Origin of the sequence: Pseudomonas sp. GM_Psu_1 (genome assembly GCF_026544185.1) — a bacterium.
In the GTDB taxonomy this organism is placed as follows: domain Bacteria; phylum Pseudomonadota; class Gammaproteobacteria; order Pseudomonadales; family Pseudomonadaceae; genus Chryseomonas; species Chryseomonas oryzihabitans.
On sequence record NZ_JALNUX010000004.1, the window covers coordinates 433,178 to 447,492 of the forward strand.

Here is a 14,315-nt window from a genome sequence, read left to right on the forward strand (position 1 = left end):
AACGCCGGCACTGGGCCGGCGTCTCTTGTCTCGGGCAGCGCTTAGAACGCCGGCACCACGGCGCCCTTGTACTTTTCTTCGATGAATTGCTTCACCGCCGGGGTGTTCAGCGCCTTGGCCAGCTTCTGCACGGCATCGCTGTCCTTGTTGTCCGGACGGGCGACCAGGATGTTGGCATAGGGCGATTCCTTGCCTTCCAGCAGCAGGGCGTCCTGGGTCGGGTTGAGCTTGGCTTCCAGGGCGTAGTTGGTGTTGATCAGCGCCAGGTCGACCTGATTCAGCACGCGCGGAAGGGTCGCGGCTTCCAGCTCCTTGAACTTGAGCTTCTTGGGATTCTCGGCGATGTCCTTGGGCGTGGCGAGGATGTTGGCGCTGTCCTTGAGCTTGATCAGCCCGGCCTTTTCCAGCAGCAGCAGGGCACGGCCGCCATTGGTGGCGTCGCTGGGGATGGCCACGACGGCGCCTTCGCGGACTTCGTCGAGCTTCTTGATCTTTTGCGAGTAGATGCCGAAGGGCTCGACATGCACCTGGGCGACGGTCACCAGGTCGGTACCGCGGCTCTTGTTGAATTCATCCAGGTAGGGCTGGTGCTGGAAGAAATTGGCGTCCAGACGCTTCTGGGCCACCTGCAGGTTGGGCTGCACGTAGTCGGTGAAGACCTTGATCTGCAGGTCCACCCCTTCCTTGGCCAGCTGGGGTTTGACGAATTCGAGGATCTCGGCGTGGGGCACCGGGGTGGCGGCGACGCTGAGGGTCTCGGCGGCGTGGGCGGTCAGGCTGGCAGCCAGCAGAGCGGCGGTGGCGAGCAATTTCTTCATGGCAGTTTCCTAGAACGGGGTGGAACCGTCGACGCCTCTGCGAGCGTCGACGGCGATGGAGCCGAGGCTTAGAAGCTGTTCACGGTCTCGCGAGCTAGAGACAAACAAGGCGAAAAGGCCTGAGGAAGCGGAGTTTACGAGTGGTAAATGAGCATTCCGAAGGCATTTTCAACGCCGTTTGATCGACGCGCAGCAGATCGTGAACAGATTCTTAGAACGCGGGAACGACGGCGCCCTGATACTTCTTCTCGATGAATTGCTTCACCTCGGGGGTGGTCAGGGCCTTGGCCAGCTTCTGGATGGCTGGGTCGTTGGCCTTGTCGGCACGGGTGTAGAGCAGGTTGGCGTAGGGCGACTCGCCGCTCTCGATGAAGATGGCGTCCTTGGTCGGCACCAGCTTGGCTTCCAGGGCGTAGTTGGCGTTGATCAGCGCCAGGTCGACCTGGTTCAGCACGCGCGGCAGGGTCGCGGCTTCCAGCTCCTTGAACTTCAGGTGCTTGGGATTCTCGACGATGTCACGCGGGGTGGCGGTGACGTTGCTCGGATCCTTGAGGGTGATCAGGCCCTGCTTGGCGATCAGCAGCAGCGCGCGACCGGAGTTGCTCGGGTCGTTGGGGATGGCCACGGTGGCGCCGTCCTTGAGTTCCTTGATGTCCTTGATCTTCTGCGAATAGGCACCGAAGGGCTCGACGTGCACCGCCACCACCGGCACCTGGTCGCTGCTCGGGTTGCTCTTCTTGTAGCTGGCGTAATAGGGCTTGGTCTGGAAGTAGTTGGCATCCACCTGCTTCTGATCGGTCTGACGATCAGGCTGGATGTAGTCGGTGAAGACCTTGATCTTGAGGTCCACACCTTCCTTGGCCAGCTGCGGCTTGATGAATTCCAGGATCTCCGCGTGGGGAACCGGATTAACCGCGACGGTCAGGGTCTCGGCGGCCTGGGCGGCGGTGGCGACACCCAGGCCGAAGGCCAGGGACAGCAGGGTACGTTTCAGCGACATCTGGATTTTCCTTGTGCAAAACCTTCGAGTGGATGAAGCCTGGATCAACGACGACTGAAATGGGCGACGAGGCGATCGCCGACCATCTGCAGTACCTGGACCAGCACCAGCAGCAAGAGCACCGTGACCACCATGACGTCGGTCTGGAAGCGCTGGTAGCCGAAACGGATGGCCAGATCGCCGAGGCCGCCGCCGCCGATCACCCCGGCCATGGCGGTGTAGGACACCAGGGCGATGGCGGTGACGGTGGTGGCCGCGATCAGCCCGGGCAGGGCCTCGGGCAACAGGGTGCGGGTGACGATCTGCCAGAGGCTGGCGCCCATGGCCTGGGTCGCCTCGATGATGCCGCGGTCGACCTCGCGCAGGGCGGTCTCCACCAGCCGGGCGAAGAAGGGGGCGGCGCCCACCACCAGCGGCGGGATGGCGCCCTCGACGCCCAGGGAAGTGCCGATCAGCCAGACCGTGATGGGGATCATCAGGATCAGGAGGATGATGAAGGGCACCGAGCGCAGCACGTTGACCACGAAGGAGAGGATGCCGTAGACCAGCGGCTGCTCCAGCAGCTGGCGGCGGCTGGTGAGAAACAGCAGCACGCCCAGCGGCAGCCCGAGGATCAGGGTAAAGAGCATGGACCAGCCAAGCATGGCCAGGGTGTCCTGGGTCGCCTGCCAGATCTCGGCCCAGTCGATGTTGGTGAAGAGTTCGTCCATCAGCGCAGGACCTCCACGGTGACGTCGGCGGCCTGGAAGCGAGCCAGGGCGGCGTCCAGGTCACCGCCCACCAGGGCGATGGTGAGCTGGCCATAGGGCTCGTCCCGGATGCGGTCGATGCGACCGCCGAGAATGCTGTAGTCGACACCGGTCTCCCGGGCGACATGGCCCAAGAGCGGTGCATAGGTGGCTTCGCCGCGGAAGGTCAGGCGCAGGATGCGGCCTTCGACATGGGCATAGGCGTCGGCCAGCTCGGCCTCGTCCTGGTGCTCGGCCTCGAACACGAAGCGGCGGGTGGTGGGGTGCTGCGGGTGCAGGAAGACATCGGCGACGGTGCCCTGCTCCACCACGGCGCCGCCATCGAGCACGGCGACGCGATCACAGACGCGGCGGATCACGTCCATCTCGTGGGTGATCAGCACGATGGTCAGGCCCAGCTCGCGATTGAGTTCGGCGAGCAGTTGCAGCACCTGGGCGGTGGTCTGGGGATCGAGGGCGCTGGTGGCCTCGTCGCAGAGCAGGATCTTCGGCTCGGTGGCCAGGGCGCGGGCGATGCCGACGCGCTGCTTCTGACCGCCGGAGAGTTGCGCCGGGTACTTGCGCGCCTGGTCGGACAGGCCGACCCGCGCCAGCAGCTCCTCGACGCGCTGGGCGATCTGCGCCCGCGAACGGCCGCCGGCCAGTTCCAGCGGCAGGGCCACGTTGGCCGCCACGGTCTTCGAGGAGAGCAGATTGAAGTGCTGGAAGATCATGCCGATGCGGCGGCGGAAATCGCGCAGCTCGCTGGAGCCCAGGGTGGTGACCTCGGCGCCGTCGACCAGCAGGCGACCGCCGCTGGGGGCTTCGAGGCGGTTGATCAGGCGCAGCAGGGTGCTCTTGCCGGCACCGGAATGGCCGATCAGGCCGAAGATCTCGCCGGCTTCGATCCTCAGGTCGACCGGCTGGAGCGCCGCGACCTCGCGACCGCGCGTGCGGTACGTCTTGTGGACAGCGTGGAATTCGATCAATGGAAAAACCTTGTGGGTATCGTCAGACAACTGGAGGGTGATCCAGCCGCGCAGTTTAACGCGCGCGCTTATATCTGCTTAGCACTTGTTGTCGGGTATTAAGCCAATAAAGGCATATGGCCAGTTCGTGCGCCGGGACTTCACCCGCGGGAACAGCCCGTCGCTTCGCATCAGCCAAGCGGAACACCAGCTCCAGCCCATGAGTCACTACAGGACTGCCTGAATTCGCCCCACATTCCGTAGGGGACGCAAAGAGCGCCTGACAGGCGCCTGATGAGGACTTTCCATGGCTACGCCCCCCAAGAGTGAACTCGCCGGTACCGACACCCTGGATCGCCAGAACACCTCGAAGAAAATCGAGCAACTGGAGCAATTCCGCTCCGATGCCACCGGCCAGGCACTGCGCACCAATCACGGCGTGAAGATCGCCGACAACCAGAATTCGCTGCGCGCCGGCACCCGCGGGCCTTCCCTGCTCGAAGACTTCATCATGCGGGAGAAGATCACCCACTTCGACCACGAGCGCATCCCGGAGCGCATCGTCCATGCCCGCGGCACCGGTGCCTATGGCTATTTCCAGCCCTACCAGGACTGGTCCGACCTGACCAAGGCCGCGCTCTTCCGCGACCCCAACCACCAGACCCCGGTGTTCGTGCGCTTCTCCACCGTGCAGGGCCCGCGCGGCTCCGGCGACAGCGTGCGCGACGTGCGCGGCTTCGCCATCAAGTTCTACACCGAGGAAGGCAACTGGGACATGGTCGGCAACAACATGCCGGTCTTCTTCATCCAGGACGCCATCAAGTTCCCCGACTTCGTCCATGCGGTGAAGCCCGAGCCGCACAACGAGATCCCCACCGGCGGCAGCGCCCACGACACCTTCTGGGACTTCGTCTCCCTGGTGCCCGAGTCGGCGCACATGGTGCTCTGGACCATGACCGACCGCGCCATCCCGGTGAATCTGCGCAGCATGCAGGGCTTCGGCATCCACACCTTCCGCATGATCAACACCGCCGGCAAGGGCGTCTTCGTCAAGATCCACCTGAAGCCCGCCGGCGGCGTGCGCTCCCTGGTGTGGGACGAAGCCCAGAAGCTGGCCGGCAAGGACACCGATGCCCACCGCCGCGATCTCTGGGAAGCCATCGAAGCCGGTGACTACCCCGAGTGGGAATTCGGCGTGCAGATCATTCCCGAGGAAGACGAGCACAAGTTCGACTGGGACATCCTCGACGCCACCAAGATCATCCCCGAGGAACTGGTGCCCATCACCCCGCTGGGCAAGCTGGTGCTCAATCGCAACCCGGACAACTACTTCGCCGAGACCGAGCAGGTGGCCTTCTGCCCCGGCCATGTCGTGCCCGGTATCGACTTCAGCAACGATCCCCTGCTGCAGGGTCGGCTGTTCTCCTACACCGACACCCAGATCAGCCGTCTCGGTGGGCCGAACTTCCACGAGCTGCCGGTCAACCGCCCGGTGGTGCCGAACCACAACGGCCAGCGCGATGCCAAGTACCGCATGACCATCGACAAGGGCCGGGCCTCCTACGAGCCCAACTCCATCGACGGCGGCTGGCCCAAGGAAACCCCGCCGGCGCCCCAGGACGGCGGCTTCGAGAGCTACTACGAGCGCATCGACGGCCACAAGGTGCGTGAGCGCAGCGAGACCTTTGGCGACCACTTCTCCCAGGCCACGCTCTTCTACAACAGCCTGTCGGAAGCCGAGCAGGCGCACGTCGCCGATGCCTACAGCTTCGAGCTGGGCAAGGTCGAGCGCATGTGGATTCGCGAGCGCCAGGTCAACGAGATCCTCGCCAACATCGATCTGGAGCTGGCGCAGAAGGTGGCCAAGAAGGTCGGCGTGACCCCGCCCACCGCCCCCACCGTGCAGCCGCGCAAGGTCTCCATCGACAAGTCGCCGGCGCTGAGCCAGCTCAACCTGCTGTCCGGCAACATCAAGGGCTTCAAGGTGGCGGTGCTGGTAGGTGACGGCGTCATCGCCAGCGAGGTGGACGCCATCAAGCAGGCGCTCAAGGCCGAAGGTGCCCATGTGAAGGTGCTCGGCCCCACCGCCGGCCCGGTCAAGGCCGCCGACGGCAGCGAAGTGGCCGTGGACGGTTCGGCCGAAGGCACGCCTTCGGTGGCGCTGGACGCGGTCTATGTGCCGGGCGGCGCCGAGAGCGTCAAGGCCATGCTCGACGACGGCGTGATCAAGCACTACCTGCTGGAAGCCTACAAGCACCTCAAGGCCATCGCCCTCACCGGCGAAGCCGAGCAGTTGCTCAAGGCGGTCTACCTGGACACCGACGAGGCGCTGCTGACGGGCAGTGACTTCAAGGCGGTGCAGCAGGACTTCTTCGCTGCCATCGCCAAGCACCGTTGCTGGGCGCGGATGCCGAAGATCAAGTCCATCCCGGCCTAAGCAGGCGGGCATGAAAAAGCCGACCGTCGCGAGACGGTCGGCTTTTTTTGGGGGGTCATCGCGGCCATGGGCCGCTCCTACAGGTGCATCAACTACTGTAGGAGCGGCCCATGGCCGCGATCAAAGGCTTTAACTCAGCACCAAGACCCCGTCCATTTCCACCTGGGAGCCCTTCGGCAGCGCGGCGACGCCGATGGCGGCGCGTGCCGGATAGGGCTGCTGGAAATAGCGCCCCATGATCTCGTTGACGGTGGCGAAGTGGGCGAGGTCGATGAGGAAGATGTTCAGCTTGACGATGTCGGCCAGCGAACCACCGGCGGCTTCGGCGACGGACTTGAGGTTCTCGAAGACCTGGACCACCTGGGCCTCGAAGCCGTCCACCAGCTCCATGCTGGTCGGGTTGAGCGGGATCTGCCCGGAGAGATAGACGGTGTCACCGACCCTGATCGCCTGGGAATAGGTACCAATGGCGGCCGGCGCCTTGTCGGTGTGGATCACTTGCTTGCTCATGGGTCGCTCCTGTGCGGGAAAGGCCCGATTCTGCAAGCCGGTGGTGACACCCTGCAACCTCAGCTGCGAACCCGAGTGATACCGGCCACGCCCTTGAGCGTCCGCAGCTTCTTGATCACCCGCGCCAGGTGCACGCGATCACGCACGCTGACCACCAGCTGGACCACGCTGACCCGGCCGTCGCGCTCGTTCATGCCGATCTTCTCGACGTTGGCGTCCGCGGCGGTGACGTTGTTGGCCAGCATGGCGATCAGGCCGCGCTGGTGCTCCAGCTGGACGCGCAACTCGACGCTGAATTCGCCAGTGACGTCCTTGGCCCAGTTGAGCACGATGCACTTTTCGCTGTTATGCCGGAATTCGGCGATGTTCCGGCAATTTTCCAGGTGGATCACCATGCCCTTGCCGGCCGACAGGTGACCGACGATGGGATCGCCCGGAATCGGCGTGCAGCACTTGGCGTAGCTGATCACCAGGCCTTCGGTACCGCGGATCGCCAGCGGCCCCTGGGGCGCGGTGCTGGCCTGGGGTTCCAGCGGCTCTTCCTGCTCGCTGCCGGACACCAGGCGGCGCGCCACCACATAGGCCATGCGGTTGCCCAGGCCGATCTCTTCGAGCAGGTCTTCCAGCACCACGCCCTTGTATTCGCCGAGCACCGAGAGGATGCGCATCGGCGAGATCTTCGATAGCTGGGTGCCGAAGCCGGACAGCGCCTTGTTCAGCAGCCGCTCGCCGAGGCTGATGGACTCGGAGCGACGCTGCTGCTTGAGCGCGTGGCGGATGTTGGTGCGTGCCTTGCCGGTGACCACGAAGTTGAGCCAGGCCGGATTGGGCCGGGCGCCGGGGGCGGTGACGATCTCCACCGTCTCACCGCTGCCCAGCGGCTGCGACAGCGGCGCCAGGCGGCGGTTGATGCGGCAGGCGATGCAGCTGTTGCCGACGTCGGTGTGCACCGCGTAGGCGAAGTCCACGGCCGTGGAGCCCTTGGGCAGCTCCATGATGCGGCCCTTGGGGGTGAAGACGTAAACCTCGTCGGGAAAGAGGTCGATCTTCACGTTCTCAATGAATTCCAGGGAGTTGCCCGCGCGCTGCTGCAACTCGAGGATGCCCTTCACCCACTGGCGCGCGCGCAGGTGACTGGCGCGCGGCTCGTCGCCGCCGGCCTTGTACAGGCCATGGGCGGCGATGCCGTTGTTGGCCATCTCTTCCATCTCGCGGGTGCGGATCTGGATCTCGATGGGCACGCCGTGCATGCCGAACAGGGTGGTGTGCAGGGACTGGTAGCCGTTGGCCTTGGGGATGGCGATGTAGTCCTTAAAGCGCCCCGGGAACGGCTTGTAGAGATTGTGCACCGCGCCGAGCACGCGGTAGCAGGTGTCGACCTTGTCGACGATGATGCGAAAGCCGTAGACGTCCATGATCTCGTTGAACGACTTACGCTTGCCGCGCATCTTCTGGTAGATGCTGTGCAGGTGCTTTTCGCGCCCGACCACCTCGCCGTCCAGGCCGTCGCGGGCCAGGCAGTTGGCCAGGGATTCCTGGATCTTGCCGAGGATCTCGCGGCGATTGCCCCGCGCGGTCTTGACCGCCCGCTGGATGCGTTCGGCGCGCATCGGGTGCATGGCGCGAAAACCCAGGTCCTCGAATTCCACGTAGAAATCGTGCATGCCCAGCCGGTTGGCGATGGGCGCGTAGATTTCCAGGGTTTCCTTGGCGATGCGCCGGCTCTTGTCCGGCGGCATGGCGTCCAGGGTGCGCATGTTGTGCAGCCGGTCGGCCAGCTTGACCAGGATGACGCGGATGTCCTTGGACATCGCCATGGTCATCTTCTGGAAGTTCTCCGCCTGGGCCTCGGCCTTGGTCTCGAACTTCATCTGGGTCAGCTTGCTGACCCCGTCCACCAGCTCCGCCACCGTCTCGCCGAACTGGCCGGCCAGGGCTTCCTTGGCGATGCCGGTGTCCTCGATCACGTCGTGCAGCATGGCGGCCATCAGGCTCTGATGGTCCATGTGCATGTCGGCGAGAATGTTGGCGACGGCCAGCGGATGGGTGACATAGGGCTCGCCGCTGCGGCGGCGCTGCCCGTCGTGAGCCTGCTCGGCGTAGTAGTAGGCCCGCCGTACCAGATTGACCTGGTCGGGGGTCAGGTAGTCCGCCAGACGCTCGGCCAGCAGGTCGATGCCGGTCGGGTGGACGTCACCATACGCAGGCTCGGCGGCCATGGCTTAGAGGGCCTCGCCGTCCGCTTCTTCGTTGACTTCGAAGGCGGCGAACAGCGGCTCTTCTTCGACGATGTCGTCCAGACGGATGACTTCTTCGTCGACCAGACCTTCGGCGATCTCGCGCAGGGCGACGACGGTGGGCTTGTCGTTGTCCCACGGTACCTTGGGCTCCTTGCCGCCGGTGGCCAGCTGGCGCGAGCGCTTGGTGGCGAGCATGACCAGCTCGAATCGGTTGTCTACGTTGTCCAGGCAGTCTTCGACAGTAACGCGGGCCATGGTCTTCCTCGTGGCGATGATGATCCCGGGAACGGGGGACCCGATAGTATAAAAATTCGCCAGTGGCAAGGGAAGGGGCGGTGGTCGGAGGGTCAGCGGTCGTTGGTGGTGCTCCAATAGAGGATCCGCCACCCGAAGGCCTTTTGCCTGAGCTACTGGATCGCTAACGTACTACACGCTTTTCCTTCATTTACAGAAAACGCCTTTTTGAGTTCCTTCGAGAAGGCCCGATGGATCGTACGGCCCGGGCGATAGGCTATTAACCAAGCCGCTGAATAGCTTTCTGATCAAAAGGAATGGATCAATGTCGGGATACGCCAAGCCATGGATGAGCGTGGATGATCAGCTGGATCAATTGACTCGACGCGGCCTGGCCGTCACTGATAGAACGTTGGCGCTCAACTACCTGAGCCGAATCGGCTATTACCGCCTGAGCGGCTATTGGTATGCGTTTCGAGAGCGAAGCGGTGCCCTGTTATTGCTGGATAGAGGTAAGAAGCCGCGAAAGCTCAAGGTCACCACCGTGACACTGGACGAATTCAAAGTCGGTGCCACCTTTCAGAATGCCGTCGACCTCTATGTGTTCGACAAGAAGTTACGACTGCTGACGCTGGACGCCCTGGAGCGCATTGAAGTCGGCTTGAGAGTCGACATCGCCTACTGCCTCGGTGCCAGAGATGCCTTTGCCTACCTGCGCCCCGAACTATTGCACGGCGACTTCAGCAGCAAACTGGATCCCCGAACCGGACTCAGCCGCCACCACGACTGGATGGGACGTCAGGCAAAATTGATCGCCCGCTCCAAGGAAGACTTCATTCGGCATTGCAAGGATAAGTACGGGCTGCCTTTGCCAATCTGGATAGCGGCGGAAGTGTGGGATTTCGGCACGATGTCCACGCTGTACAGTGGCCTGCAAGAGACCGACCAGGACGCCATTGCAGCCAAGTATGGGCTATCGAACGGTCGTGTCTTTTCGTCCTGGTTACGTAGCCTCAACTATCTGCGCAATGTTTGCGCGCACCACAGCCGACTGTGGAATCGCAACATCGTCGATCAGCCAAAACTGCCCTACCTGGCCGAGGCACCTTGGGTACAGCCTTTCATAGGCAACGCCCATGCTCTGGCGCGGTGCTATCTACTGCTGCGCATGACACGCCATCTTCTGGACGTCGTGAATCCTCGATCAACCTGGTCACAGCGAATCAAGGCGCATCTACTGAGCTTCCCTGAGCTATCGCACCTGGGCCTGAACATCGCGGGCATGGGCGCCCAGCCTGGCTGGGAAGCCGACTGGTAAAAACGCAGGCAATAAAAAACCCCTCAGCAGCTTCATCACCTAAGTGAGTCAGCCGAGAGGGGCCGTGTTGGGATCCATACTAGGGAACGACCTGAAGTCCGTCAAGCCTGCGCATGCGGAGGCTCTGGACCAAGGCCAGTATCACTCAACGCTCGATCCGCAAGACACGTCCGAGCGTTGAGCATCAATCCTCTCAGACCCCCGCTTTCTTCTTCAGGCGCCAGGCGTGCAGCAGCGGCTCGGTGTAGCCGCTGGGCTGCTCGCGGCCCTTGAAGATGAGGTCGCGGGCGGCGCGATAGGCGTAGGACGTGTCGAAGTGACCGGCCATGGGCTCGTAGAGGGCATCGCCGGCGTTCTGGCCGTCGACCACCTTGGCCATGCGCTGCAGCGTCTCGTCCACCTGTTCGGCGCTGACCACGCCGTGGTGCAGCCAGTTGGCGATGTGCTGGCTGGAGATGCGCAGGGTGGCGCGGTCTTCCATCAGGCCGACGTCATGGATGTCGGGCACCTTGGAGCAGCCCACGCCCTGGTCGACCCAACGCACCACGTAGCCGAGGATGCCCTGGCAGTTGTTGTCCAGCTCCTGCTGGATGGCCTCGGCGGACCAGTCCGGCGACTCGGCCACCGGCACGCTGAGCAGACCGGCGAGCAATTCGCCGCGGGCGGCGTCGACATCGCTGCGCTCCAGCTCCTGCTGCACCTGCTGGACGTTGACCTGGTGGTAATGCAGGGCGTGCAGCACGGCGGCGGTGGGCGACGGTACCCAGGCGGTGTTGGCGCCGGCCTTGGGATGGCCGATCTTCTGCTCCAGCATGGCGGCCATCAGATCGGGCATGGCCCACATGCCCTTGCCGATCTGCGCCTTGCCGCGCAGCCCACAGGCCAGGCCGACCAGCACGTTGTTGCGCTCGTAGGCGGTGATCCACTTGGAGGTCTTCATGTCGCCCTTGCGCAGCATGGGGCCGGCCAGCATGGCGGTGTGCATCTCGTCGCCGGTGCGGTCGAGGAAGCCGGTATTGATGAAGGCCACCCGCGCCGCGGCGGCATGGATGCAGGCCTTGAGGTTGACGCTGGTGCGCCGCTCCTCGTCCATGATGCCCAGCTTGACGGTGTTGGCCGGCAGCCCCAGCAGGGCCTCGACACGGTCGAACAGCTGGACGGCGAAGGCCACCTCGGCCGGGCCGTGCATCTTGGGTTTGACGATGTACACCGAGCCGCTGCGGGAATTGCCCTGGCGCTTGAGGTCGTGCATGGCGATGGTCACGGTGACCACGGCATCGAGGATGCCCTCGGGGATCTCGCGGCCGTCTTCCAGCAGCACCGCCGGATTGGTCATCAGGTGACCGACGTTGCGGATGAACAGTAGCGAGCGACCGTGCAGGCTCAGCGGCTGGCCGTCGGCGCCCTGGTACTCGCGATCGGGGTTGAGGCGGCGGATGAAGGTCTCGCCACCCTTGCTGACCTCTTCGGCCAGGTCGCCCTTCATCAGGCCCAGCCAGTTGCGATAGGCCAGCACCTTGTCGGCGGCGTCCACCGCGGCGATGGAGTCTTCCAGGTCCATGATGGTGCTGACCGCAGCCTCCATCAGCAGGTCCTTGACCCCGGCGGCGTCGGTCTTGCCGATGGCGCTGTCGCGGTCGATCTGGATTTCCAGGTGCAGGCCGTTATGGCGCAGCAGCACCGCGGACGGTGCCGCGGCATCGCCCTGGTAACCGACGAAGGCGGCCGGATCGGCCAGTTCGCTGGTACCGCTCCTGAGGTCCACCACCAGGCGGCCATCCTGGATGCGGTAGGCGGTGGCGTCCCGGTGCGAGCCGCTGGCCAGGGGGGCCACGCCATCCAGCACCTGGCGGGCGAAGGCCACCACCTTGGCGCCACGGGCGGGGTTGTAGCCCTTGCCGCGCTCGGCGCCATCGGTTTCGGGCAGGGCGTCGGTGCCATAGAGGGCATCGTACAGCGACCCCCAGCGGGCGTTGGCGGCGTTCAGGGCGTAGCGGGCGTTGAGCACCGGCACCACCAGCTGCGGACCGGCCTGTTCGGCGATCTCGCGGTCGACCCCGGACGTCGAGGCCTGCACCTGGCCGGGGACCGGTTGCAGATAGCCGATGCCTTCCAGAAAGCGCTGGTAGGCGGGCAGATCGGTGACCGGACCGGGATGAGCGCTGTGCCAGTTGTCCAGCTCCACCTGCAGGCGATCCCGCTCGGCCAGCAGTTCGCGATTGCGCGGCGCCAGCTCGTGCACCAGCTGGTCCACACCCGACCAGAAGGCGGCGGTGTCGAGCCCGGTGCCGGGCAGCACTTCCTCGTCGATGAAGCGCTGCAGCTCGGTGGCCACCTGCAGGCGGCCCAGGGTAGTACGGTCGGTCATGATGGCTTTCCTTGATATGAAGCTGTGAATTCAGTTGAGAGCCGCGATGGCGGCTTTCGCGACCTGCGCATCTTCCGGCGCCTTGACACCCGAGACGCCGACGGCGCCCACCACCTGGCCGTCCACCAGGATGGGTACCCCGCCTTCGAGCATGCCCTGCATCAGCGGGGCGCTGAGAAAGGCGGTGCGGCCGTTGTTGATCATCTCTTCCAGCACCTTGGACTCCTTGCGCGCCAGGGCGGCGCTGCGCGCCTTTTCCGGGGCGATGTAGGCGCTGTTGGGCGCGGCGCCATCGAGGCGCAGCAGAGCCAGCGGATGGCCGCCGTCGTCGGCCACGGCGATGCACACGGCCCAGCCCTGGCGCTCGGCTTCGGCGCGACCGGCGGCCAGCAGGGTGTCGATCTCGGCAAGGGTGAGCACGGCTTTGGTCTTCATGGGGCCTCCAGGGTTCAGGGTTGGGTCGGAGCGGCCAGGGCCGCGTCGAGGATTTCGATCCAGTGGCGCACCGGGGTCCGCCCGGCGCCGTCGAGATGGCTCTGGCAGCCGATGTTGGCGGTGGCGATCATCTCGGGGTGACCGCTCTCCAGGGCATCGAGCTTGGCGTCGCGCAGCCGCCGCGACAAGTCCGGCTGGGTCAGCGAATAGGTGCCGGCCGAGCCACAGCAGAGGTGGCCGTCGGGCACCGGCGCCAGCGGGAAGCCAAGGCGCTGCAGGACGCCCTCCACGGCGCTACCCAGGCGCTGGGCGTGCTGCAGGGTGCAGGGGCAATGGAAGGCCAGCCGCGGGGTGTTGGCCAGGCGCAGCTCTTCCAGCGGCAGTTCGCGCAGCACCTCCACCAGGTCGCGGGTGCGCGCCGAGACTTCCCGCGACTTGGCGGCGTAGGCCGGATCGTCCTTGAGCAGGCTGGCGTATTCCTTGACGAAGGCGCCGCAGCCGCTGGCGGTCTGGATGATGGCTTCGGCGCCGCTCTGCAGGGCCGGCCACCAGGCGTCGATATTGCGCCGGGCGCGGTCGAGTCCGGCCTCCTGGGCGTTGAGATGGTAGTCCACCGCGCCGCAGCAGCCGGCGCGGGGCGCGGCCTCCAGGCTGATGCCGAGGCGATCCAGCACCCGCGCGGTGGCGGCATTGGTGTTGGGCGAAAGCCCAGGCTGCACGCAGCCTTCGAGGATCAGCATGCGCCGGGCATGGCGTGGCGCGGGTCGCACGCCCGGAGCGGCGATGCGCGCCGGCAGCTTGGCCTGGACGCCTGCCGGCAACAGCGGCTTCAGCGCCTGGCCGCTTTTCAGCAGCGCGCCGAACAGGCGTGGCTGCGGCAGCACCTGGCGCAGGCCGGCGCGCAGCAGGCGCTGGCCCAGCGGGCGCGGCACCCGGCGCTCCACCTCGGCGCGGCCGATGTCGAGCAATTCGTGATAGGAGACGCCCGAGGGACAGGTGGTCTCGCAATTGCGGCAGGTCAGGCAGCGGTCGAGGTGCTCGCGGGTCTTCTCGCTGACCTCGCCGCCTTCGAGCATGCCCTTGATCAGGTAGATGCGCCCGCGTGGACCGTCCAGCTCGTCGCCGAGCAGCTGGTAGGTCGGGCAGGTGGCATTGCAGAAGCCGCAGTGCACGCAGCTGCGCAGCACCCGCTCGGCATCGGCGGCGCGGGGCAGTTCGCGGGCGGCGGGACTCAGATTGGTTTGCATGACGTCTTTCCC

General features: G+C 65.1%; 12 protein-coding genes. 2 read left to right on the forward strand and 10 right to left on the reverse strand.

The window, feature by feature from the left end; all coding sequences use genetic code 11:
• Positions 1 to 41: 41 nt before the first annotated feature.
• The 4 genes from OXS31_RS09410 to OXS31_RS09425 all read right to left on the reverse strand — a co-directional run bounded on the left by OXS31_RS09410 (position 42) and on the right by OXS31_RS09425 (position 3,535).
• Positions 42 to 818: a MetQ/NlpA family ABC transporter substrate-binding protein gene (locus OXS31_RS09410; protein WP_044341151.1), complete on the reverse strand. Its 777-nt coding sequence runs from the start codon at positions 816 to 818 to the stop codon at positions 42 to 44.
• 211 nt (positions 819 to 1,029) lie between these two features.
• The gene (locus OXS31_RS09415; RefSeq protein ID WP_037006553.1) at positions 1,030 to 1,818 is read right to left on the reverse strand and encodes a MetQ/NlpA family ABC transporter substrate-binding protein; all 789 of its coding nucleotides are present in this window, start codon (positions 1,816 to 1,818) and stop codon (positions 1,030 to 1,032) included.
• A 44-nt stretch (positions 1,819 to 1,862) separates the two neighbouring features.
• A complete protein-coding gene (locus OXS31_RS09420; protein WP_007161460.1) occupies positions 1,863 to 2,528 on the reverse strand; it encodes a methionine ABC transporter permease in 666 nt (221 codons plus the stop codon).
• Positions 2,528 to 3,535, reverse strand: coding sequence for a methionine ABC transporter ATP-binding protein (locus OXS31_RS09425; RefSeq protein ID WP_027598102.1), 1,008 nt, complete (start codon positions 3,533 to 3,535; stop codon positions 2,528 to 2,530). Before OXS31_RS09425 ends, OXS31_RS09420 begins: the two co-directional genes overlap by 1 nt.
• Before the next feature lie 286 nt (positions 3,536 to 3,821).
• Between OXS31_RS09425 and katE the strand changes: the two genes are divergently transcribed.
• A complete protein-coding gene (katE, locus tag OXS31_RS09430; RefSeq protein WP_144954950.1) occupies positions 3,822 to 5,951 on the forward strand; it encodes a catalase HPII in 2,130 nt (709 codons plus the stop codon).
• A gap of 129 nt (positions 5,952 to 6,080) precedes the next feature.
• On the opposite strand, the gene OXS31_RS09435 is transcribed toward katE, so the two are convergent.
• The 3 genes from OXS31_RS09435 to rpoZ are packed head-to-tail and all read right to left on the reverse strand — an operon-like array spanning position 6,081 to position 8,956.
• Positions 6,081 to 6,461 carry a RidA family protein gene (locus OXS31_RS09435; RefSeq protein ID WP_144954947.1) on the reverse strand — a complete coding sequence of 127 codons (381 nt, stop codon included), beginning with the start codon at positions 6,459 to 6,461 and terminating at the stop codon, positions 6,081 to 6,083.
• Positions 6,462 to 6,520: 59 nt separating this feature from the next.
• The gene (spoT, locus tag OXS31_RS09440) at positions 6,521 to 8,680 is read right to left on the reverse strand and encodes a bifunctional GTP diphosphokinase/guanosine-3',5'-bis pyrophosphate 3'-pyrophosphohydrolase (RefSeq protein WP_007161464.1); all 2,160 of its coding nucleotides are present in this window, start codon (positions 8,678 to 8,680) and stop codon (positions 6,521 to 6,523) included.
• 3 nt (positions 8,681 to 8,683) lie between these two features.
• Complete coding sequence (gene rpoZ, locus OXS31_RS09445; protein ID WP_007161465.1) at positions 8,684 to 8,956, reverse strand: DNA-directed RNA polymerase subunit omega; 273 nt, start codon at positions 8,954 to 8,956, stop codon at positions 8,684 to 8,686.
• A gap of 304 nt (positions 8,957 to 9,260) precedes the next feature.
• On the opposite strand from rpoZ, the gene OXS31_RS09450 reads away from it, so the two are divergent.
• Positions 9,261 to 10,253: an Abi family protein gene (locus OXS31_RS09450; protein WP_027598099.1), complete on the forward strand. Its 993-nt coding sequence runs from the start codon at positions 9,261 to 9,263 to the stop codon at positions 10,251 to 10,253.
• Positions 10,254 to 10,446: 193 nt separating this feature from the next.
• On the opposite strand, the gene OXS31_RS09455 is transcribed toward OXS31_RS09450, so the two are convergent.
• The 3 genes from OXS31_RS09455 to glcF are packed head-to-tail and all read right to left on the reverse strand — an operon-like array spanning position 10,447 to position 14,303.
• The gene (locus OXS31_RS09455) at positions 10,447 to 12,621 is read right to left on the reverse strand and encodes a malate synthase G (RefSeq protein WP_144954943.1); all 2,175 of its coding nucleotides are present in this window, start codon (positions 12,619 to 12,621) and stop codon (positions 10,447 to 10,449) included.
• Between the two features lie 30 nt (positions 12,622 to 12,651).
• A complete protein-coding gene (locus OXS31_RS09460) occupies positions 12,652 to 13,056 on the reverse strand; it encodes a heme-binding protein (protein WP_027598097.1) in 405 nt (134 codons plus the stop codon).
• 14 nt (positions 13,057 to 13,070) lie between these two features.
• On the reverse strand, positions 13,071 to 14,303 hold the full coding sequence (gene glcF, locus OXS31_RS09465) for a glycolate oxidase subunit GlcF (protein WP_267398740.1): 1,233 nt from the start codon (positions 14,301 to 14,303) through the stop codon (positions 13,071 to 13,073).
• Positions 14,304 to 14,315: the final 12 nt, after the last annotated feature.

Bases quoted from the DNA above. Each gene is read 5' to 3' on its own strand.
- OXS31_RS09410 (WP_044341151.1), bottom strand. From the start codon at position 818: ATGAAGAAATTGCTCGCCACCGCCGCTCTGCTGGCTGCCAGCCTGACC.
- OXS31_RS09415 (WP_037006553.1), bottom strand. From the start codon at position 1,818: ATGTCGCTGAAACGTACCCTGCTGTCCCTGGCCTTCGGCCTGGGTGTC.
- OXS31_RS09420 (WP_007161460.1), bottom strand. From the start codon at position 2,528: ATGGACGAACTCTTCACCAACATCGACTGGGCCGAGATCTGGCAGGCG.
- katE (WP_144954950.1), top strand. From the start codon at position 3,822: ATGGCTACGCCCCCCAAGAGTGAACTCGCCGGTACCGACACCCTGGAT.
- OXS31_RS09435 (WP_144954947.1), bottom strand. From the start codon at position 6,461: ATGAGCAAGCAAGTGATCCACACCGACAAGGCGCCGGCCGCCATTGGT.
- spoT (WP_007161464.1), bottom strand. From the start codon at position 8,680: ATGGCCGCCGAGCCTGCGTATGGTGACGTCCACCCGACCGGCATCGAC.
- rpoZ (WP_007161465.1), bottom strand. From the start codon at position 8,956: ATGGCCCGCGTTACTGTCGAAGACTGCCTGGACAACGTAGACAACCGA.
- OXS31_RS09450 (WP_027598099.1), top strand. From the start codon at position 9,261: ATGTCGGGATACGCCAAGCCATGGATGAGCGTGGATGATCAGCTGGAT.
- OXS31_RS09455 (WP_144954943.1), bottom strand. From the start codon at position 12,621: ATGACCGACCGTACTACCCTGGGCCGCCTGCAGGTGGCCACCGAGCTG.
- OXS31_RS09460 (WP_027598097.1), bottom strand. From the start codon at position 13,056: ATGAAGACCAAAGCCGTGCTCACCCTTGCCGAGATCGACACCCTGCTG.
- glcF (WP_267398740.1), bottom strand. From the start codon at position 14,303: ATGCAAACCAATCTGAGTCCCGCCGCCCGCGAACTGCCCCGCGCCGCC.